Origin of the sequence: Microbacterium sp. USTB-Y, assembly GCF_023703415.1 — a bacterium.
Taxonomy (GTDB): Bacteria; Actinomycetota; Actinomycetes; order Actinomycetales; family Microbacteriaceae; genus Microbacterium.
Map to the genome: position 1 here is coordinate 90,202 of NZ_JAGMTU010000003.1, position 21,573 is coordinate 111,774.

Below are 21,573 nucleotides of genomic sequence, written 5' to 3' on the forward strand. Positions count from 1 at the left end.
TGGTCTCTCCTCAGTGTGCGGTGATGACAGGTGCGGTGGCGGCGGACGGGCCGCCGGATCCGGCTTCGGCGGCCCCGCCCCGGCGGGGACGGGCGAGCACCGCGAACGAGACGGCGGCGAGGACCGTCGCAGACACGGTGACCAGTCCGAGCGGGAGGATGCTGGCGGCCCCCGCGACTCCCACGAGGGGAGCGGCGATGCCGCCGAACCCGTAGCGGACCATCCCGAGCAGCGACGACGCCGTTCCCGCGATCTGCGGGTACTCGACGAGGGCGAGCGTCGTGGCCGGCGGAGAGGCGGTCGCGGCGCCGCTCGCGAGGGCGAAGAGCGAGACGAGCACGACCCAGAGCGGCATCGGGACGATTCCCGCGACGAGCAGTCCGAGCGCCCCCAGGCCGGTGATCGCGATCCCCGCGGTGAGCGTGCCGCGGACGCTCCACCGCTCGGCGGCCCGGCCTGCGATGTAGCCGAAGAGCATGAACCCGGCCGAGTTGGCTCCGAACGCGAGCGCATAGCCCTGCGGCGACAGACCGTAGATGTCCTGGAGCACGTAGGTCGCGCCGGCGAGATAGGCGAACACCGCCGCGTACAGGAAGCCCTGGCTCAGCACCGCGCCGAGGAAGACCCGGTCCGCCAGCAGCGTGCGGAAGTCCCGCAGGGTACGCGCCCAGCCGCCGGTCGTGCGCTGCGCCGCGGGCAGGGTCTCGCCGAACGCGAACAGGGTGATCACGAGGATCGCGGATCCGATCACAGCGAGGAAGAGGAACAGCCCGCGCCAGTCGACGACGCTGCTCAGCACGCCGCCGAGGAGGGGCCCGACGATCGCGGCGAATCCGCCCACCACGGTGAGCCGGCCGTAGAAGCGGATGAGCGCTCCGCCGGCGTACACGTCACGGCCCGCGGCCTGCGCGATCACGATCCCGACGCCGCCGGCCAGGCCCTGAACGAAACGGGCCGCGATCAGCAGGCCGACCGAGGGCGCGGCCGCGCAGAGCAGGGAGGTGCCGATGTAGGCCGCGACCCCGATCAGCAGGATCCCCCGTCGTCCGAAGCGATCGGACAGGGGCCCTGCACCGAGCTGGCCGAGCGCGAGACCGACGAGGCACGCGGTCACGGTCAGCTGGGCGATCGAGGTCGCCGCACCGAGCTCACGCGTGAGGGCGGGGAGAGCCGGCAGATAGAGGTCCATCGAGATCGGGCCGAACACGGTGAGCAGGAGCAGCAGTGACGGCAGCAGCCTCGAGGAGGCGGGCCGTGCGGCGGATCGGAGGTCGGTGCGGTCCATGAGGACCACTCTCCGCCCGATCCCCCGCCCGTGGGAGTCCCTGTTGAAGGGGGTACTGGCAGGGCATCCCTCCCGCGTCGGGATCGGCCTACTCTGCTGTGCATGGACAACAGAGCCGAGGTGCGCGAGTTCCTCATGACCCGTCGCGCCCGCGTCTCCCCCGAGGCCGCCGGGCTGCCCGCGGTAGCGAACCGCCGCGTCGAGGGTCTGCGCCGCAGCGAGGTGGCGGCGATCGCCGGGGTCAGCGTGGAGTACTACGCGAAGCTCGAACGCGGCGCGATCGCCGGGGCCTCGTCGGCGGTGCTCGACGCGCTCGCCGAAGCGCTGCAGCTCGACGACGCCGAGCGCGCCCATCTGCTCGACCTCGCCCGTGCCGCCGACGGCATCCCCACCAGCGGCCGCGCCCGACGCCGCGGAAGCGGACGCCCGGCACCGCTGCGCCCGAGCCTGCAGTGGGCGCTGTCCTCGATCACCGACGGGGTCGCGTTCGTCCGCGACCCGCGGCAGAACCTGCTCGCCACCAACGCCCTGGGGCGGGCGTTCTACTCCCCCGTGATCGGCGACGGCGGGCGCACGCCGAACCTCGCCCGCTTCCAGTTCCTGGATCCGGCCGCCCGAGACTTCTATCCCGAGTGGGATCTGTTCGCGCACATGTGCGTGGGCGTGATGCGGGCGGAGGCGGGGCGGGATCCGCACGACACGGCGCTGCAGGAGCTGGTGGGCGAGTTGTCCACGCGCAGCGAGGTGTTCCGCCGGCTCTGGGCCGAGCACGACGTGCGCCGCCACGGGGCCGGCACCAAGCATTTCCGCCACCCCGTCGTGGGGGATCTGACCCTCGCCTACGAAGAGCTCGCGATCACCGCGGAGCCGGGCAACGTGCTCCTCGTGTACACGGCCGAGCCCGGTTCGCCGTCGGCCGAGGGGCTCGCGCTGCTCGCGTCCTGGGCGGCCACGCAGGAGCCCGATCGCTCGGCCGCCGCAGCAGCGGGCTGACCGCGCCGACCGGTCGCCGCAGCAGCGGACTGACCGGGCCGGCCCGTTGCCGCGAGCGCCGCCGGAAGGGGCTCAGCCGACGCGGCAGAGGATCTCGCCGTGGAGCACGGAGAGCCAGCCGTCGTCGCTCGCGGCCCACTCGCGCCAGCCGTCGCTGACGCGCTGCAGGTCTTCGGGGGTCGCCTCGCCCGCGTCCAGGAGCTGGCGAGCGATCGCGGAGTCGAGGATCCGATCCGCCCACATGCCACCCCACCACGCGCGGTCCTCCGTGTTCGCGTAGCACCAGGTGCTCGAGGTGGCAACGACGTCGGTGAGCCCTGCCGCATGCGCCCATGACAGCAGCACCCGGCCGGCGTCCGGCTCCCCTCCGTTCGCGTGGGCCGCGGTGCGGTAGAGATCGAGCCACGTGTCCAGTGCCGGGATGACCGGCCACCAGCGGAAGCCGCCGTAGTCGCTGTCGCGCACGGCGACGATCCCGCCCGGCTTGGTCACCCTGGCCAGCTCGCGCAGCGCCTGCACCGGATCCGCGACGTGCTGCAGCACCTGGTGCGCGTGCGTGACGTCGAAGCTGTCGTCCGGGAAGTCCAGGGCATGCACGTCGGCGACCCGGAACTCGATGTTCGTCACTGCGCGCTCCGCCGCGGTGGTGCGGCTGAGCCCCAGCTCCGCCTCGCCGATCTCCGTGGCCACGACCTCGGCGACGAGTCCCGCGAGATCCGCGGTGATCGTGCCGGGCCCCGCGCCCACGTCGAGCAGGCGGTCCGTCGGGCGCAGGTGCGGCAGCAGGTGCGCGGCCGAGTTCTGCGCGGTGCGCCAGCGGTGCGATCGCAGCACCGAATCGTGGTGTCCATGGGTGTAGGCGGGCATCGGGTCTCCTCCGCTTCGGGTGTTCTCGATCCCCAGCGTTCCGGTTCGGTGCGCCGCGGGGAAGACCGTAGTCTTCCTAGGAGCGCCGCACCCTCCCGCGCGACGCGGATCCTGTCTTCCCGAACTCCCGGAGGCCGCGGATGTCGAACGCACTCGGAGACTTCCTCCGCGCCCGGCGCACCGATGCGCGCCTGCAGACCGAGGCGCCGCGGACCGGCGGCCGCCGTCGCACCACCGGTCTGCGCCGCGAGGAGGTCGCGACCGCGGCCGGCATCAGCGCCGACTACTACACGCGGCTCGAGCAGGGCCGCGAGACCCACCCCAGCGACGCCGTGCTCGACGCGCTCGCCCGTGCGCTGCGGCTGGATCCGGACGCCGCCGACCACCTGCGCCGCCTGCGCGACGCGCACCCCGGCACCGCCCGCCCCGAACCCGTGGGCGCGCCCGTCATGGATCCGGCGCTCGTGGCCCGCATGACGACGCTGGTCGAGACGGTGCGCCCCAATCCGGCCTACGTGCTGGATCGGCTCAGCACGGTCGTCGCCGCCAACCCCGAGGGGCTCGCGCTGCACGAGGGGCTCGCCGATCTCCCGCCGGATCAGCGCAACACCTGCCGCTCCCTGCTGCTCGACGCCCGGGCCCGCGAGACGTTCGTGGAGTGGGAGGAACTGGCCCGCGGAGCCGTCGCGCACCTGCGCGCGGCGAACGTCGACGACCTGCAGGATCTGGAGCTCGTGGCCCTCGTCGAGGAGCTGAGCGCGCAGAGCCCGCTGTTCCGCACCTGGTGGAACGGCCACCTCGTGCAGCGCCGGCGCGGCGACATCACGCACGTCCGCTCCGCGGACGGCACCGTCACCGCGCGCCGCTACGAGGTGCTGCACCTGCCCGAGGACGGCGTGCGGATGACGCTCTGGCTCCCCGCCGCCTGACGCCGCCTCTCCCTCGCCCGGCGTCGCCCCGCCGCCCGGGCGCACCCGCGCACCCGCGCACCCGCGCACCCGCGCACCCGCGCACCCGCGCGCCCGCGCACCCGCGAGACCGAACCTGCGTCACGAGACCGACGAGGAGAACCGCGGTCTCGTGACGAGAGTTCGGTCTCGCGGTCACCGACGAGGGCGTCGCGCGCGGCGTCGCAGCCGGCCGGGCCACCAGATCCGGTCACCGACGAGGGCGAAGATCGCGGGCACGATCACGGTGCGCACCACGAGCGTGTCCACGATCACGCCGACGCCGACGATGAGGCCGAGCTGGCCGAGGGTCACGAGCGGCAGCACCCCGAGGGCGGCGAACACCGCCGCCAGGACGACGCCCGCGCTCGTGATCACTCCGCCGGTGTGCGCGATCGCCTCGACCATGCCCTGCCGCGTGCCGCGGTCGACCGCCTCGGCCCGGGCGCGGTGCACGAGGAAGATCGTGTAGTCGATGCCCAGGGCGACGAGGAAGAGGAAGGCGAGCAGGGGCACCTGCAGGTCGAGCGCATGCTGGCCGAACAGCACCCGGCTCAGCCAGGCTCCGGCGCCGATCGCGGCGAGCGCGCTGGCGAGGTTCACGACGAGCAGCAGGACCGGGGCGACGATCGAGCGCAGCAGCAGGAGCAGCACGAGGAAGCTGACCAGCAGCACGAGGGGCGCGATGAGCAGCAGATCCTGCTGGTTCCCGGTACGGGCGTCGAGGTCGGTCGCGACCGCTCCGCCGACGAGCGCCTGAGCGTCGGGGACGGCGTGCACCGCGGCGCGCAGGGCGGTGATCTGGCTCAGGCTCCTCCCGGTGCTCGGCGCGTACTCGCTCGTCACCATGATCTTCGTGAGGTCGCCGTCGGCGGTGGTGCCGATCGGCTGCACGCGCACGACCCCCTCGACGTCCTTCGCCGCGGTGACGACGTCCTGCGCCTGCGCGGTGTCGGCGACGATGAGGATCGGCTGCGCCTCGCCCGCGGGGAAATGCGCCGAGAACACCTCGAGCCCCGCCGCCGACTCCGACGGCACTCGGAACTTCTCCCCCTGATCGAGCCCGACGGAGGTGCCGAGCAGGCCCGCCGCCATCACGGCGAGCAGCGCGCCGCCCGCGAGCAGCGCCACGACCGGGCGCCGCACGACGCCCCCGGCGATCCCGCGCCAGATCCGTCCCTGCCGGCGCTCGTCGCCGGGACGCGGCACCAGGGGCCAGAACACGGCCCGCCCGCACACGGCGAGCAGTGGCGGGAGCAGGAAGAGCACGGATCCGAGCGCGATCAGCAGCCCGATCGCCGAGGAGACGCCGAGGCCGTGCGTGCCCGGGATGACGGCCAGCACGAGCGTGAGGAGGGCCAGCACCACCGTCACGTTGGATGCGATGATCGCGGGCGCGGTCTGCCGCCAGGCCGTGCTCAGCGCCGCGCGATGATCCGCGGTCGTCTGCAGCTCTTCGCGGTAGCGCGAGATCAGGAGCAGCGCGTAGTTCGTCCCGGCTCCGAACACCAGCACGCTGATGATGCCGGCATCGAACTGCAGACCCCAGGCGGATCCGGCCGCCGCGGTGATCCGGCCCGCGAGTCCGTCCGCCAGGGCGACGACCGCGAGCGGGATCAGCCAGAGGATCGGCGAGCGGTAGGTCACGATGAGCAGGATCGCGACGATGAGGATCGTGACGATCAGCAGGGTGAAGTCGGCGCCCTCGAAGGACGAGGCGATGTCGGCGCCGAACGCCGGACCGCCGGTGACCTGCAGTACGAGACCGCGGGGGGCGTGCGCGGCGACGTCGGAGCGCAGCGCGGCGATCGCCTTCGCGTTCTCGGCGTTGACGTCCGTTGCCGTGATCGGGGTGATGATCACCGCAGCCTTCCGGTCCTCGCTGACCACGGGACCCGACGGATCCGCCGCCGCGCGGTCGCCCAGCGCCGGCACCAGCTCCTTCAGCCCCGCCAGGTCCGCCTCGGACAGCGCTCCGCCGTCGCCCCGCGAGGCCACGACGAGCACCGACTGCCGGTCGGCGTCCGGGAAGGTCTTGAGCAGCTCGGAGACGCGGGTCGACTCCGCACCGGCCGGAGCCTGCGCGTTGCCGCCCGGCGCCTTGGCCGAGCCGAAGGCGCCGAACAGCAGCACCATGAGGACGAGGACGAGCCCGAGCGAGATCCACGCGCCGCGGCGCGAGGTCAGGGCATCGGAGAGGCGCGAGCGCGCGACGGAATCTGCCATGCATCCAGTCCACCGGCGCGCGCGCCGTCCGCCATCGTGCACAAGGTGGAACGAAAGATCGATCGAAGGGACGAGACCGAACTCGCGTCCCGAGACCGATGAAAAGAACGGCGGTCTCGGGACGAGGGTTCGGTCTCGCGGTCACCGCACCGCGCTCGCGGTCACCGCACCACGCCAGCCGCACCGCGCTGGCGGTGCCGCACCAGAGGCGGGGCACCGCGCCGGAGGCGCCGCGCTGGCGGCGCCGCGCCGCGCTCGTGGTGCCGGGCGCCCCGAGATCTCGGGGCGCCCGGGGAATGAGGGCGTCAGTACCGCAGGCCGTGCCCGAACCGGAAGGTCGGGTTCTCGGTGTCGAACGCGACGTCCGACCGGCTCGCGACGACGGCCGCGTCGGAGCGGGGCAGGTCGAACGGCAGCGAGCCCTGGGGTCCGCGCTCGCCGAACAGCACCCGCAGCACGGCCGCATCCGAGGCGCCGTAGTCGGCCAGCACCGCACGGGCCGCCTCCTCGAGTCCGCCGAGCACGGCGGGCCGGTCGAGGTAGATGTCGATCACCGTGGGAACGGTCTCGGCGATCGCCGTCAGGCGTGCGTGCTCCTCGGCCGGGAACTCCAGGGATCCGGAGTGGAACAGGTCGCTGAAGCCGCCGCGGTCGCGGTCCTCGAACGGCGCCTTGATGCGCAGGATCGCGACATCGGCGTCCTCCGGGCTCTCGACGACGGTCGCGTAGGCGGCGAGCGCGTCGGCGGCCACCCCCTCGGCATAGACCTTCACGCCGCGCGCGAGCGGCAGCATCGGGGATCGGCCGTCGACCGCGCCGTTGGTCAGCAGCGTGAGCGAGTCGCTCTGCGCGTCCAGGCCCTCGGCGACGAAGTCGGCACGGCCGACGAGCGACTCCGCCGCCTCCTCGTCGACGAACGGGTTCTCGAAGAGGCCCAGCCGGAACTTCTCCCGCAGCAGCCGCCGCACCGACACGTCCAGGCGCGCCTCGGAGACCTCGCCGCGCTCGACGAGTCCGCGCAGCTCATCGGTGCAGAGCTCGCCGCCGAACTGGTCGACGCCCGCGTCGAGCGCCTTGACGATGCGCTGCGGACGGGTGAGGTCCTCGGCGCCCCAGGCCCGGGCCGGCATGTCGGCGCCGAACACGACGACGTCGGTGAGCAGGCCCCAGTCGGTGCAGACGATCCCGTCGAACCCGAGGCGGTCGCGCAGCAGATCCGTGAGCACCCCCTTGTTGAAGCCGAAGCCGACCTCCTCCCAGTCGGTGCCGACCGGCTGGCCGTAGTACGGCATCATCTGGGTCGCCCCGGCGCCGATCGCGGCGATGAACGGGCGCAGGTGGTACTCCTGCTGGCCGCCCGGGTAGACCTGCTCCTTGCCCCACTCGAAGTGCGGGTCCTCGCCGTCGAGCTGCGGGCCGCCGCCCGGGAAGTGCTTGACCATGGTCGCGACCGAGTCGGGCCCGAGCTCGGAGCCCTGGAAGCCGCGGATGTAGCCCACCACGAGGCGCGAGGTGAGATCCGCGTCCTCGCCGAACGTGCCCGCGATCCGAGACCAGCGCGGCTCGGTCGCGAGGTCGATCTGCGGGTGCAGTGCGACGCGCAGACCCACCGCGAGGTACTCCTGCCGCGCGATGTCGGCGAAGCGCTCGAGGCGCTCCGGGGACGCCAGGGCCGCGAAGCCGAGCGTCTCCGGCCACTGCGAGAACGGGCCCGCCATGAGCGAGGTGAGCGGGTTGTCGCTGAACGAGTGCCGCGGATCCGTGGAGAGAGTGATCGGGATCCCCAGCGGCGTGTCCAGCGCCATCCGCTGCAGCGCGTTGTGCCAGGCGGCGAACTCGCGGCCGCCGGGCGCGGCGCCGAGCAGGTTGAAGTGGCTCATCCGGCGCTTGCGCACCATGGACGAGATCGAGGGGAGGCCGAAGGTCGGGTTGCCCTCGTCGAGATCGGCATAGGCCGCCATGGTGTGGAACAGCATCCCGACCTTGTCGGCGAGCTCCATCCGGCCGAGCAGGTCCTCGACGCGCTCGTCGATCGGCAGGGAGGCGTCGCGGTACGGCAGCGGGGCCTCGTTCACGGTGTCCGTCATATCGATGTTCTCCTCAGTGCTCGACTCTGTCACTTGACCGACTTGATGAACCAGACGCTGACCGCGCCGAGCACGCTCAGCACGATCGCGATCGGGAAGAGCGCGCCGTAGCCGAAGGCCAGCACGATCGCGCCGGCGACGCCGGGGGCGAACGTCTGCGGCAGCGTCGCGGCGATGTTCACGACGCCCAGGTCCTTGGCGAAGTTCTTGGCGGACGGCAGCACCTGGCTCATCAGGGCGGTGTCGACCGCCTGGAACATGCCGAACCCGAAGCCGCTGATCACCGTCATGATCATCCACGACGTGTACGACGGGGCGATCATCGGGAACACCAGCGCGACCGCCATGAGCAGGGAGGATCCGAAGACGAACGGCTTGCGCCGGCCCACCTTGTCGGAGAGCGGTCCCGAGACCACGGTCGCGATGAGGATCCCGACGAGGCTGAGGATGCCGAGCAGGGGGATCACGGAGAAGGGATCCTTCACCCCGAGGTAGTTCTTCAGGATCAGCAGCTGGAACCCGGTGACGGCGAAGTAGCCGGTGTAGAGCAGCAGGCGGCCCGTGAAGGCCCAGAAGAAGTCGGGGTGCTTGATCGGGCTGACCCAGAAGGTGCGCAGGAACTCGCCGAAGCTGAACGGCTCGTTCTGGAAGTTGAGGCTGGGGTGGTCGGGGTTCGCGACGACGAATCCGAGCAGCACGACGACCGCGAAGACGGCGAAGATGATGTAGCCGAGCGTGATCGAGTGCGCGAGCTGGGATCCGATGATCTGGCCGCCGAGCGCGCCGAGCATGAGGCCGATGCCGGAGAGCGCCGCGAACGTGCCGCGACGGGCGACCGGGACCCGGTCCGGCAGGATCGCCGAGAGCGGGCCCTGGGCGAAGTTGTAGGCGACCTGGATGAGCGTCCACGCGAGGATGATGCCGACCAGGTTGTTCATGAACCCGAGGGCGATCAGGGCGATGCCGCCCACGATCGCGCCCGCGATGATCCAGGGCGCACGGCGGCCGAACCGCGAGCGCGTGCGGTCGGAGAGCTGCCCGGCGGCGGGCTGGGCGATCATTGCGCCGAGGGCGCCGATCGTCGACACGATCGCGATGTTGGCCACCTGCGTGTTCTCATCGGGGAACATCGCGATCAGCTGCGCCTGCAGCAGGATGCCGGGGACGGCCCCCCAGATCACGAAGATCGCGAAGTTCGCGGGGATGATCCAGGCGAGCAGCCGCCGCACGCCCTTGATCGGCGCGGGCGGGTCGTCCTCACCGGAGGCGGTGGCGACGAACGTGGTCTCGGTGAGGGGCGGACGCAGTCCGGGTGCGTCAGAAGAAGTCGACGACATTGTCAGTCCTTGGGGAAGGCGGTGGGATCGGGTCGGCCGGGACGAGAGCGCTCGGCGCGGCCTCGGATCCGGTTGATGGCACGCTAGCATGAAAAACCGGCACAAGTGTAGGTTTTTGTCCGAGCGGTCTGCGCACCGCTGATCCGGCGTCGAGACGACCCCCTCCGACGACCGCGGACGCATACGATGGGACACCGATGACGACGGAACGCGGATACACCACGGGCAGGGCCCGGCGGGAGCGGATCATCGCGGCCGCGACCGCGCTTTTCGGGCGCGTCGGCTTCAACAGCGCCACCATGCTCGAGATCGCGCAGGTCTGCGAGATCTCCCGCGCCGGCCTCGCGCACCACTTCCCCACCAAGGAATCGCTCATGGAGGCGGTGCTGGAGACGAGGGATCGCGAGGACCGCGAGCGCTTCCGTCGCAACGGCTCGCAGGGGCAGGACGGCATCGGCGTCCTGCGCGGCATGGTCGACCTCGCCCGGCACAACACCGAGGTCGGCGGCATCATCGCGCTGTACGCGGTGCTGTCCGCGGAGGCGGCCGACCCCGCACACCCCGCGCACGACTACTTCGTCCAGCGCTATCAGCGGATCCGCTCCGGCACCGCGAAGGCCCTCCGCGATGCCCGCGACGCCGGCTATCTCTCCCCGCACGTGGACGAGGACCGCGCCGCGGCCGAGCTCACCGCGCTCATGGACGGCCTGCAGCTGCAGTGGCTGCTGGATCCGGCGTCGGTCGACATGGCCGAGACCGTGCGCCGCCGCATCGAGGAGCTGCTCGTGGTGCCACTCGACGGTGACCCTCTCCCGCATCGGGATCGTTGAGCGGGAACGCGCAGCGACCGAGACGAAACGTCCCCGGCCGGGCCTCAGGACCAGACGAACCGGAACGTGCCGAGGAGCACGGCCGCGGCGATCGACAGGGCCATGATGGCCGCGCCTCCCGCGAGCGCGATCGCGTCGCGACCGCTCAGCCGGGACGGACGGGCCCAGGTGCGCGGGATGTCGGATCCGAATCCGCGCGCCTCCATCGCGAGGGCGAGCTTGGTCCCGCGGCGCACCGCGAACACGAGCAGCACGAACGACATCGTGACGAACCGCCGCAGCACCCCCCGGTCGCCGACGCCCCGCGCCCGGCGGGCCAGCGACATGGTGCGCCAGTCGTCGAGGAAGAGCCCCAGCATCCGGGTGCCGGCGAGCACCCCGAGCACGAACCGGCTCGGCAGGTGCGCGACCTGGGCGAGGGCGTCGGCGAGCGCGGTCGGATCCATCCGCGCGAACAGCAGGATGGTCGGCAGCCCCAGCGCGACGACGCGGATCGACACCGCGATCGCGAGCTGGATCGACGCCTCGCTGATGTGCGCGAAGCCGAAGCTGAAGAAGACCTGCCCGCCCGGCGCCGCGTAGAGCAGCATGCTCACGCCCGCGACCGGGGCGACGACGAGCAGCAGGGCGAGCCGGCGCAGCACCGTGCCGGGGCGCAGACCCGTGAGCGGCAGGCACAGCAGCTGCAGCCCGATCGCGACGAGCCCGCTCGTGATGTCGATCGAGGCGAACAGCGGGATGGACAGCAGCAGCGCGAGCAGGATCCTGGTCACGGGATTGACGCCGTCGATCCAGGCCCCGGCGTCGGCCCGGTCCTCTGCCGAACGCAACGCAGGAGATCCCGCATGTTCCGCCCCGGATCCGGGCCCGCCGACGGCGTTTCTCCTGCGTTGTGTCCGGCCGAGGTCGAGGCGCGTCATGCCGCCTCCTCGGTCCGGGCCGCGTCGGCGGGGGCGAGGGGGATCCGGTGTCCGCCCAGATGGCGGATCACCTCCTCGTCGTGCGTCACCGCGATCACCGTGGTGCCACGGGCGATCTCCTCCTGCAGCAGGCCGACGATCCCGATCCAGCCTCGGCGGTCCTGCCCGAAGGTGGGCTCATCCAGCACCACGACGGCCGGCGCCGCGGCGAGCACGGTCGCGACCGACAGCCGGCGCTTCTGCCCGCCCGAGAGCGTGAACGGGTTCGCCGCGGCGAGCGCCGTGAGCCCGAGCCGCTCCAGCAGCGCGTCGACCACGTCGTCGACCCGGGCCCCGGGCCATCCGAGGGCACGGGGCCCGACGGCGAGCTCGTCGCGCACGGTCTGCGTGAGGAACTGATGCTCGGGATCCTGGAACACCATCCCGATGCGGGTGAGCAGCTCGCGGGACGACCAGGCGGACGGACGGAGGCCGCGCCGGCCCCGCAGCCCCTCTGCAGCCTCCACGGTTCCGCTCAGCGGGTCCAGGAGCCCGGCGAGCGTGAGCGCAAGGGTCGACTTGCCGGCACCGTTCGGTCCGACGATCACCGTGGCCGCCGAGCCCGGCACCGCGAGGTCGAGCCCGCTCTGCACGGCCGTGCGGCGATCCCGGGAGACCGCGAGGGCGCGGGCCGCGAGAACCGCGCCCTCACCGGCGGGAGCGGCGTCGGCGGCCGGCAGCACCGGCAGGGCCACCGGGTGTCCCGGCACCCACACGCCGGCCTCGGCGAGGGCGTCGCCGTAGGCGTCGAAGACCTCGGCGGGCGCACCGTCGGCGAGCAGTCCGCCGTCGGCGCCCACCACGATCACGCGCGTCATCAGGTCGGCCCAGATCGCGGTGCGGTGCTCGATGACCACGAGGGTCGCACCCGTCGCCTCGACGACCCGCTCGACGCTCGCGCGGATCTCGCGCACTCCGTCCGGATCCAGGTTCGCGGTCGGCTCGTCGAGCAGCAACAGCCCCGGGCGCATCGCCAGGGCGCCGGCCAGGGCGAGCCGCTGCTTCTGTCCACCGGAGAGGGCCGCGGTCCGGCGATCCGGCGGGACGTCGAGCCCGACCGCGTCGAGCGCCTCCTGCACCCGCTCCGGGATCTCGTCGGCGGGGACGGCGAGGTTCTCGCAGCCGAAAGCCACGTCGTCGCCGACCCTGCTCAGCACGACACCGGCATCGGGATCCTGCAGCACCAGGCCGATGCGGCCGCGCTGTCGTTCGGGATCCAGGCCGTCGACGAGCAGGGATCCGCTGCGCTCGCCCTCCTCGGCGTCGCCGAGGAGCCCTGCGATGCCCGTCAGCAGCGTGGACTTGCCCGCACCGGAGGCGCCGAGCAGCAGCACGCGCTCCCCCGGTTCGATCACGAACGACACGTCGCTGACCGCGGGCAGGCGGCGGCCGGCGTAACGCCAGCCCCACCCGTCCGCGACGACGCGGGCGGCACCCGCGGTCATCTCAGACCTCGCGACGCAGCTCGCGTCCGGCGGCGAAGCGGCTGAGGGCGCCGGTCGCTGCGAGGGCGCGCACCAGCAGCCACCCGAGCACACCGGCGAGCACCGCCCCCGAGACGACCAGGGTGCCGAGGTAGATCGCGTTGAACTCGACCGACTTCAGGATGTTCGGCGAGCTCCCGTACAGCAGCTCGAAGAGCCAGGCACCGGCAGCGGCGCCCACTCCGGCGAGGGCCGCGACCGGCAGGGAGAAGCGGCGGTAGAGGAAGATCGCGAAGATCAGCTCGGCGCCGAGGCCCTGCGCGATGCCCTCGAGCACCGTGGAGACGCCCCAGATGTTGCCGATCAGCATCGAGACGATCGCCGCGACGAGTTCGACGACGAGCGCCGCGCCGGGCTTGCGGATGACGAGACCGCCGACGACGCCGCCGAGCAGCCAGATGCCGACGGCGATGCCGCCGAGGCCCGGCGTGAGCCCGTCGGCGGCGGTGAACCAGGCGTACCCGATCGTGTTCCAGACCCAGAAGACCAGGCCGATCGCGACACCCAGCACGGCGGCGACGACGATGTCGACGACCCGCCAGTTCAGGCGGCGTGCGACCGCCCCGGTGCTCCCGTTGTGTGCGGTTGCTGTTGCGTGCATGACAGTTGCTCCTCCCTGCGCCGGCATGATCCGGATCAGGTTCGACGGTCGAAGCGCGATTCGCTCCCTCTCAGCCCGGCTCGCCGGACTCCCGTGGTGATCCGCCCATCCTAGCCCCGTGCGGACCCTTCGGCGACCGTCTCGTCACACGGCGAGACGCGGGAACGCCCTGCGATACCGGCCTCCGACGGGGCCGCCAGATACGGTAGGGGGGTGAACAATGACGACGGTCCGGGGGCCGCCCAGGTCGATCCGCAGATCGCCGACGCCGACGCACCCGCTGTCGACGGCTCCCGCGCGACCGAGGCAGAGGACTCTCCGGCACCCGCGGGAGGAAACGCACCGGAGACCGCAGTCCTGTTCCCCGACGCACCGGAGCGGACCGGGGCCGCGTCGCTGTTCCCTCCGCGCGAGGAGGAACCGCTGTTCCCCGCGCTGGACTCCGCCGCTGCTGCACCGCTGTTCGGAGGCACGCCGGATCCCGCCCCGTCCACCCCGGCGGCCGCCACGAAGGATCCGGCGATCGCGAGCGCACCGGCCGAGGCCACCCCCGTTCTCGCCGCCCCTGCGCGCACCGTCGCGCCGGAGCCCGTCGCCTCGGCAGCCGCTGCCGCCGCGCCCCGGACGGCCCAGCCGCTGCCCTCCGCATCGCTCGTCCGCGGCCCCGACCGCGCCCCGACGGCGGCGCTCTCCTGGGTCGACGTCGCCCGCGTCGGCGCAGCCACCGGAGCCGACGCCCCGACGCCGGCCCGCGCACTGCTCGACGACGCCCCCCGGCGCAGTCTCGCCCGGCCGGCGGTGCTGCTGCCCCTCGCCGGGGTGCTCGCGGTCGCCGTGGCCTACGGCGCCACGACCGCGCTCTGGCCTCTCAATGCGGTGAAGCCGGTCACCACCGCGGTCGCGTTCCAGCCGGTCCCGGCCGCAGCGGCCGCGACGGCCTGGCCTGCCTCCGGAAGCGCTGCGGTGAGCGTGCAGGGCTTCGGCACTCTGACGTCCGCCGAGCAGCAGGTGCCGATGGCGAGCATCACCAAGCTCGTCACCGTGCTCGTCGCTCTCGAGAAGCTGCCGCTGAAGCCCGGCGAACAGGGGCCGTCCTTCGCGTTCACCCAGGCGGACAGCGACGACTACTGGGACTACCTGCGGCAGGATCAGTCGGCGCTCGATGTTCCCGTGGACGGATCCCTCACGCAGTACCAGCTGTTCGAGGGGATCCTGCTGGGATCCGCGAACAACTACGCCGATCGTCTCGCCCGAGAGGTGTGGGGATCCGACGAGGGATACGCGGCCGCCGCGAACCAGTGGCTGAGCCAGCACGATCTCGGCGAGATCCATGTGGTGACTCCCTCCGGGTTCGACTTCGGCAACGTCGCGACCCCGCGCGCGCTCATCACGCTCGGCGAGATCGCGGAGAAGAACCCGGTGATCGCCGAGATCGTCAAGCAGAAGAGCGTCGAGCTGCCCGGGGCCGGGGTCGTGAAGAACACCAACGGGCTGATCGATGATGCGGGCATCGTCGGCATCAAGACGGGCACGATCGGCGACGGCGCCGACACCCGCTACAACCTGCTCTCCGCGAAGGACGTCACCGACGACGGCGCCACGGTGCGGATCTTCGTGGCCGCGCTCGGGCAGGACACTGACCAGGGCCGCGTCGATGCGTCCCGCGCGCTCTACGCCGACGCCGAGGCGGCTCTGAAGAACCAGCCGCAGACGGTGTCCCAGGGCGCGGTCCTCGGCACCGTCGACACCGCCTGGGGCGAGAGCTCGCAGGTGGTGGCCGCCGAGGACGGCCGGGTCGCGCTCTGGAACGGCGCGGCCGCGTCCGCGACGACGAAGTTCTCGCTGGGCGACACGTGGAAGGCCGGCGAGAAGGCCGGAACGCTCGCGCTCAAGGGCCCCCTGGACTCGACCACGGTGCCGCTCGAGCTGCGCACCGAGCTGAAGGGCCCGAGCCTGTGGTGGCGGCTCACCCACCCGCTCGAGCTGTTCGGCCTGACGAAGTAGGGATCCGCATCCGCCCGGGCGCCGACGATCGGCGACCGCGGCGGGAACGGCGGAGCGCTGAGGCGGGAACGACGGAGCGCCGCGGCCTGAACGACGGAGCGCCGCCGCCCTGCGGACAGGACGACGGCGCTCGTGACGGGATCGGGATCAGGGCTTGTCGCCGCCGTCGCCGAACTCGATGCGCGGTCCGTCGGGAGCCTCGACCGCCTCGGTGACGCGCTCGGCGACCGCGACCGGAGCGGATCCGGCACCGGCGACCGAGGCCGCACCGGCCTCGACCTCCGACGCGACGGAGCCCTCGACCGGAACCGTGACGGTCCCGGTGACGAGCGCCTCGTCGGCGTCGGTGTCGCTCGCCGCCTGCTCGAACTGCGACTGGTACAGCCTCCAGTAGGCGCCCTCGGCGGCGATGAGCTGCTCGTGCGTTCCCTTCTCCACGATGTCTCCGTGCTCCATCACGAGGATGAGGTCGGCGTCGCGGATGGTGGACAGCCGGTGCGCGATCACGAACGACGTACGCCCGTGCCGCAGTGCCGCCATCGCGTGCTGCAGCAGCAGCTCGGTGCGGGTGTCGACGGCGGACGTGGCCTCGTCCAGGATGAGGATCGACGGCTGCGCCACGAAGGCGCGGGCGATCGTGATGAGCTGGCGCTCACCGGCCGAGACGTTTGAGGCGTCCTCGTCGAGCTTCGTCTCGTAGCCCTCGGGGAGCGCGTGCACGAAGCGGTCGACGTAGGTCGCCTTGGCAGCCTCGATGACCTCGTCATCCGTCGCGGTCGAACGGCCGTAGCGGATGTTCTCCCGAATCGTGCCCGCGAACAGCCACGGATCCTGCAGCACCATGCCGGTGCGGGAGCGCAGGTCCGACCGCTCCATCTGGGAGATGTCCTGCCCGTCGAGCAGGATGCGCCCGCCGCTGAGCTCGTAGAACCGCATGATGAGGTTCACCAGCGTGGTCTTGCCGGCGCCGGTCGGGCCGACGATCGCCACTGTCTGTCCCGGCTCGACCCGGAAGGACAGGTCCGTGATGAGCGGGCGGTCCTCGGTGTAGGAGAAGGCGACGTGCTCGAACTCGATGACGCCCTTGCCGTCGGTGACGGTGGGTGCGTCCTCGGCGTCGGGATCCTGCTCCTCCGCGTCCAGCAGCTCGAACACGCGCTCGGCCGAGGCGGTGCCGGACTGCACGACCGCCGCCATGCCGCCCAGCTCGCTGAGCGGCTGGGTGAACTGCTGCGAGTACTGGATGAAGGCCTGCACGTCGCCGAGGCGGAGCTGACCGCTCGCGACCATGAGGCCGCCGAGCACGGCGAGGCCGACGTAGGTCAGGCTGCCGATGAAGGTCATGGCCGGCATCATCAGCCCGGACAGGAACTGGGCCTTGAACGCGGCCTGGTAGAGCTCCTCGTTCTCGACCTGGAACTTGTCCAGCGCGTCCTTCTCGCGACCGAAGACCTTGACCAGGGCGTGGCCCGAGAAGGCCTCCTCGACACGGGCGTTCAGGCGGCCGACCTTCTTCCACTGGATCCCGAACGCCTTCTGCGAACGCGGTCCGATGACGCCGAAGATCACGCCCATGAGCGGCAGCGCCACGAGGGCGACGAGAGCCAGCTGCCACGAGATCGAGAACATCATGATCAGCACGCCGACCACGGTGAGCACCGAGGTGATCGCGCCCGACAGCGACTGCTGCATGGTCTGCGTGATGTTGTCGATGTCGTTCGTGACCCGGGAGATCAGCTCTCCGCGCTGCACCTTGTCGAAGTACGACAGCGGCAGGCGGTTGATCTTCGCCTCGACGTCCTCACGCAGGCGCCACATCGTGCGCACCATGATGACGTTGATGACATAGCCCTGGATCCAGCTCAGCAGCGCGGATCCGACGTAGATCGCGAGCACCGCGGTGATGACCCAGCGCAACTGATCGAACTGGATCCCGTCGCCGACCTTGAACGGGCCGAACGCGGCCACCATGTCGGCGAACTGGTTCTGCTTCATGGCACGCAGCTGCTCGACGACCTGCGCCTGCGTGGTGCCGTCCGGGAACCCGGGGAAGCCGTTCTGCGGCTTGGCGAGCTGCAGCGAGGCGAACCCCTCGTAGATGATGTTCGTCGCGTTGCCGAGAACCTTCGGCGCGGCCACGGAGAGGACGACGCCGAGCGCCCCGAAGATCGAGACCAGCACGAACCACACGGCGCTGGGCTTGAGCAGCCCGATCATCCGCTTGAAGCTCGGACCGAACTGATTCGCCTTGCCCGGAGCGGGGCCGTCGAACATGCCCCCGCCCTGCTGACGCGCCTTCTCGGCCTGCTCGGCCTCTTCCCTCTCGGCGTCGGTCATCTCGGCCGTCGCCGATGATCCGCCGGCGTACTTCGCCCGGCGGGCCTCCGCGCGCTCGGCGCGTGCGGCCTTCTTGTCCACGTTGTCGCTCATGCGTCCACCCCCAGCTGCGACTCGACGATCTCTCTATAGGTGTCGCTCGTCTCGAGCAGCTGCTCGTGCGTGCCGACGGCCACCATCGTGCCGCCTTCGAGGACGACGATGCGGTCGGCGTCGGTGATGGTCGAGACGCGCTGCGCGACCACGATCTTGGTCACGTGCGGCAGCTCCCGCCACAGCGCCTGGCGCAGCCGGGCGTCGGTGGTGAGGTCGAGCGCCGAGAACGAGTCGTCGAAGACGAGGATCTCCGGCTGGTGGACGATCGCGCGGGCGATCGCGAGCCGCTGGCGCTGCCCTCCGGAGACGTTCGTTCCGCCCTGGGCGATGGTCGAGTCCAGGCCGTTCGGCATCTCCGAGACGAAGTCCCTCCCCTGGGCGATGTCGAGCGCGGCCCACAGCTCTTCATCGGTCGCTTCCTCGCGCCCGTAGCGCAGGTTGGACGCGACCGTGCCGCTGAACAGGAACGGACGCTGCGGCACGAGCCCGATGCTCTTCCACAGGGCGTCCACGTCGGCTTCGCGCACGTCCGTGCCACCGACGAAGGCGGCGCCCCCGGTGACGTCGAACAGACGCGGGATGAGCGAGATCAGCGTGGTCTTGCCCGCGCCGGTGGATCCGACGATCGCGACGGTCTCGCCGGGCTCCGCCGCGAAGCTGATCCCGTGCAGCACCGGCGACTCGGCGCCGGGGTAGGTGAAGGAGACGTCGTCGAAGGCCACGGCCCCCGGAACCGGGAAGGTCGTGACGCCGTTCTCGGGCCGCGTCATGCTCTGCTCCGCGTCCAGCACCTCGCCGACGCGCTCGGCGGAGACCGCGGCGCGCGGGATCATCATGGCCATGAAGCTGGACATGATGATGCCCATCATGATCTGCCCGATGTACTGCATGAAGGCGAACAGCGTGCCGACCTCGACCGTGCCGTTGTTCACCTCGATGCCGCCGAACCAGATCACGCCCACGATGGTGACGTTGAGGATCAGCATGAACAGCGGGAAGAGCAGGACGAAGAGCGATCCGACGTTGCGGCCGACGACCATGATGTCGGTGTTGGCGCCGCGGAAGCGCTCCTCCTCGATGCGCTCGCGCACGAACGCGCGCACGACGCGGACGCCGGTGAGCTGCTCGCGCATGATGCGGTTGACGTTGTCGAGCTTGCCCTGGTAGCTGCGGAACAGCGGGACCATGCGGCCGATGATGATGCCGGCGACGATGAGCAGCGCGGGCACCGAGACGGCGATCAGCCAGCTCAGGCCGAGGTTGGTCTGCAGCGCCATGATGATGCCGCCGATCGCGAGCAGCGGAGCGGTGATGAACATCGTCGAGCCCATCATCGCCAGCATCTGCACCTGCTGCACGTCGTTCGTGTTGCGGGTGATCAGGGATCCGGCGCCGAACTGCGAGACCTCGCGCTCGGAGAAGCCGCTCACGCGGCTGAACACGTCGGCGCGGATGTCGCGGCCGAGGCCCATCGCCGCGCGCGCGGCGAAGTAGGTCGCGATGACCGAGGCGATGATCTGGCCCAGCGAGACCGCGAGCATGAGCCCGCCGTGCGACCAGATGTAGGCGGTGTCGGCGTTGGCGACGCCCTTGTCGATGATGTCGGCGTTGAGGCGCGGCAGGTACAGCGACGCGAACGCGCTGCCGAACTGGAACACCAGGACGCCGAGCAGCAACCACTTGTATCGCTTCAGATAGCGGAAGAGGATCTTTCCGAGCACAGGCGGACTTCCTTGTGGGAGCGGACTCCCCGGGGCGGACTCCCGGGAAGATCGGCCGACGAACGGCCACGAAACACCATGCCACGCGGCACGGACATTCACATCCCCCTTGCGACGGATCGACTCAGATCTTCGCTATGGGCGAAACGAACCCCTGCTCGGACGCGCATTTCCGGATCCGGTTGAGGAACCCGGCGCGGGATTCAGCGCCCCACGATGAGGTGCGGTCGCGGCCCCTCGAGACGCGCGATCCCGATCTTGACCTCGGTCAGCTCGGTCTCGACGCCGTCGATCCGCGCGGACAGGCCGTCGATCCGCGCCGACAGCTTGTCGTCGACCCGGTCGATCCGGCGAGCCATCCAGCCGAATCCGGACAGCATGCCGAGACCGAGGGTGATCACGACGCCGAACCCCGTGAGCACCACTCCGATGAGCTCCACCGACACGTGCACGCCCCTATTCTGCGCCCTCCGCGATCGCGCCGACAACAACGCTAGCGACGCGCGCGCACCACGACTGCGGAAACGCACGATCGGTGCAGAACTCGCTCGCCGGATTGAGTGGGGAGGACGGTCCTCAGCTCCAGAGCGGAACGGGCGGCACGTAGTCGCGGGCGGGGGCGGCGGCATCCTCGGCGAGATCCGCGAGGGTCTGCGGATCCCAGTGCGGGTTGCGGTCCTTGTCGACGAGCTGGGCCCGGATGCCCTCCACGAGGTCCGGGTGATGGTGCACGAACCACAGCACCCGGCGGTACTCCCCCGCCAGCGCGTCGCGCACGGAGTCCATCGCCCGGGCCTCGCGCACGGCGTCGAGCGTCACCACGAGCGCGGTCGGCGCGAGCGATTCGAGGAGGTCGGCGGTCGCCGCGGGTCCGGGCACCGTGCCGGTGGCGCTGGTTCCCGGCGCCTCCTCGGCCGGCTCGGGGAGCGCCCGGAGGCGCGCCACGATCTCCGGAACGGTGTCGGCGGCGAAGGCCTCGTCGATCCACGCCCGCTGCGCGGACAGCGGGGACGGATCCGGAGTCTCGTCGAACAGCATCACGATCTCGCTCGGCCCAGTCGGATCCGCGCGGTGGGCGAGCGCATCGCGGAGGGCGTCGATCCGCTCGGACGGCACCCAGAAGTCGGCGAAACCGGCGTACAACGCATCGGATCCGCTCATCGTCCCGGCGGTCAGGGCCAGGAACTCGCCGAGGCGCCCCGGGGCGCGGCCGAGCAGCCAGGTGCCGCCCACATCGGGCGTGAAGCCGATGCGCACCTCGGGCATCGCGAGCTGCGAGCGCTCGGTGACGACGCGGATCGCGGCGTGCCCGGCGACGCCGATGCCGCCGCCCATCGTGATGCCGTCGGCGATCGCGACGATGGGCTTGGGGTATTCCGCGATGGCCGCGTTCATCGCGTACTCCTCGCGGAAGAACTCGACCGTCTCGGCGCTGCGACCCGCGACGATCTGCGCGTGCAGCTCCCGCACGTCGCCGCCGGCGCACAGGCCGCGCTCCCCGGCTCCGTCGATGAAGACGATCTCGACGTCGCTGTCGTCGCGCCACGCGTCCAGCGCGGCGTGCACGGCGCGGATCATGCCGACGTTCAGCGCGTTCAGCGCGCGCGGGCGGTTCAGCGTGATGCGGCCCAGTGCGCCCTCGGTGCGCACGAGCACCTCGGGTTCGACGGAGGCGGCGGAGGGGGCGTGCTCGACAGTGCTCACGGAGGCCACGTTACCGCGCGCAATCAGGCGGAATGGCCCGGATCAACCTGCGTTTTCACTCCCCATCCGGCAGGATAGAGGGGAACTGCCGTATC

General features: G+C 71.5%; 16 protein-coding genes and 1 riboswitch. Of the genes, 4 read left to right on the plus strand and 12 right to left on the minus strand.

Translation table 11 applies throughout. The features are described 5' to 3' along the window. Positions 1-10: 10 nt before the first annotated feature. Complete coding sequence (locus J8G10_RS07685; RefSeq protein ID WP_251442683.1) at positions 11-1,285, minus strand: multidrug effflux MFS transporter; 1,275 nt, start codon at positions 1,283-1,285, stop codon at positions 11-13. A 102-nt stretch (positions 1,286-1,387) separates the two neighbouring features. Here J8G10_RS07685 and J8G10_RS07690 point away from each other — a divergent pair, with 102 nt between their 5' ends. Further along, positions 1,388-2,278 carry a helix-turn-helix transcriptional regulator gene (locus J8G10_RS07690; protein WP_251442686.1) on the plus strand — a complete coding sequence of 297 codons (891 nt, stop codon included), beginning with the start codon at positions 1,388-1,390 and terminating at the stop codon, positions 2,276-2,278. Between the two features lie 72 nt (positions 2,279-2,350). Here J8G10_RS07690 and J8G10_RS07695 read toward each other — a convergent pair whose 3' ends face one another. Next, complete coding sequence (locus J8G10_RS07695) at positions 2,351-3,145, minus strand: class I SAM-dependent methyltransferase (RefSeq protein WP_251442690.1); 795 nt, start codon at positions 3,143-3,145, stop codon at positions 2,351-2,353. A gap of 140 nt (positions 3,146-3,285) precedes the next feature. On the opposite strand from J8G10_RS07695, the gene J8G10_RS07700 reads away from it, so the two are divergent. Beyond that, the gene (locus tag J8G10_RS07700) at positions 3,286-4,074 is read left to right on the plus strand and encodes a helix-turn-helix transcriptional regulator (protein ID WP_251442693.1); all 789 of its coding nucleotides are present in this window, start codon (positions 3,286-3,288) and stop codon (positions 4,072-4,074) included. Between the two features lie 174 nt (positions 4,075-4,248). On the opposite strand, the gene J8G10_RS07705 is transcribed toward J8G10_RS07700, so the two are convergent. From J8G10_RS07705 to J8G10_RS07715, 3 genes are all read right to left on the minus strand, one after another. Then, positions 4,249-6,318 carry an MMPL family transporter gene (locus J8G10_RS07705; RefSeq protein WP_251442697.1) on the minus strand — a complete coding sequence of 690 codons (2,070 nt, stop codon included), beginning with the start codon at positions 6,316-6,318 and terminating at the stop codon, positions 4,249-4,251. 305 nt (positions 6,319-6,623) lie between these two features. After that, positions 6,624-8,405 (minus strand): glycoside hydrolase family 3 protein, encoded by a 1,782-nt coding sequence (locus J8G10_RS07710; protein ID WP_251442699.1) that lies wholly within the window; start codon positions 8,403-8,405, stop codon positions 6,624-6,626. 29 nt (positions 8,406-8,434) lie between these two features. Next, entirely contained in the window at positions 8,435-9,742 is a 1,308-nt protein-coding gene (locus J8G10_RS07715; protein WP_251442701.1) for an MFS transporter, read from the minus strand. 197 nt (positions 9,743-9,939) lie between these two features. Here J8G10_RS07715 and J8G10_RS07720 point away from each other — a divergent pair, with 197 nt between their 5' ends. Beyond that, entirely contained in the window at positions 9,940-10,572 is a 633-nt protein-coding gene (locus J8G10_RS07720; protein WP_251442703.1) for a TetR/AcrR family transcriptional regulator, read from the plus strand. Between the two features lie 44 nt (positions 10,573-10,616). Here J8G10_RS07720 and J8G10_RS07725 read toward each other — a convergent pair whose 3' ends face one another. From J8G10_RS07725 to J8G10_RS07735, 3 genes are all read right to left on the minus strand, one after another. Next, positions 10,617-11,402, minus strand: coding sequence for an energy-coupling factor transporter transmembrane protein EcfT (locus J8G10_RS07725; protein ID WP_251442705.1), 786 nt, complete (start codon positions 11,400-11,402; stop codon positions 10,617-10,619). 86 nt (positions 11,403-11,488) lie between these two features. Continuing rightward, positions 11,489-12,976 (minus strand): ABC transporter ATP-binding protein, encoded by a 1,488-nt coding sequence (locus tag J8G10_RS07730; RefSeq protein ID WP_251442708.1) that lies wholly within the window; start codon positions 12,974-12,976, stop codon positions 11,489-11,491. Position 12,977: 1 nt separating this feature from the next. Continuing rightward, positions 12,978-13,616: an ECF transporter S component gene (locus J8G10_RS07735; protein WP_251442711.1), complete on the minus strand. Its 639-nt coding sequence runs from the start codon at positions 13,614-13,616 to the stop codon at positions 12,978-12,980. Continuing rightward, a riboswitch (TPP riboswitch) is annotated at positions 13,612-13,721 on the minus strand. It overlaps the preceding gene by 5 nt. Before the next feature lie 108 nt (positions 13,722-13,829). Here J8G10_RS07735 and J8G10_RS19545 point away from each other — a divergent pair. After that, the gene (locus J8G10_RS19545; RefSeq protein ID WP_251442713.1) at positions 13,830-15,620 is read left to right on the plus strand and encodes a D-alanyl-D-alanine carboxypeptidase; all 1,791 of its coding nucleotides are present in this window, start codon (positions 13,830-13,832) and stop codon (positions 15,618-15,620) included. A gap of 147 nt (positions 15,621-15,767) precedes the next feature. On the opposite strand, the gene J8G10_RS07745 is transcribed toward J8G10_RS19545, so the two are convergent. The 4 genes from J8G10_RS07745 to J8G10_RS07760 all read right to left on the minus strand — a co-directional run bounded on the left by J8G10_RS07745 (position 15,768) and on the right by J8G10_RS07760 (position 21,478). Then, positions 15,768-17,957: an ABC transporter ATP-binding protein gene (locus J8G10_RS07745; RefSeq protein ID WP_251444339.1), complete on the minus strand. Its 2,190-nt coding sequence runs from the start codon at positions 17,955-17,957 to the stop codon at positions 15,768-15,770. Positions 17,958-18,046: 89 nt separating this feature from the next. Continuing rightward, positions 18,047-19,774, minus strand: coding sequence for an ABC transporter ATP-binding protein (locus tag J8G10_RS07750; RefSeq protein WP_251442715.1), 1,728 nt, complete (start codon positions 19,772-19,774; stop codon positions 18,047-18,049). Between the two features lie 203 nt (positions 19,775-19,977). Next, the gene (locus J8G10_RS07755) at positions 19,978-20,226 is read right to left on the minus strand and encodes a hypothetical protein (RefSeq protein WP_251442717.1); all 249 of its coding nucleotides are present in this window, start codon (positions 20,224-20,226) and stop codon (positions 19,978-19,980) included. 124 nt (positions 20,227-20,350) lie between these two features. Further along, entirely contained in the window at positions 20,351-21,478 is a 1,128-nt protein-coding gene (locus J8G10_RS07760) for an enoyl-CoA hydratase/isomerase family protein (protein ID WP_251442719.1), read from the minus strand. Positions 21,479-21,573: the final 95 nt, after the last annotated feature.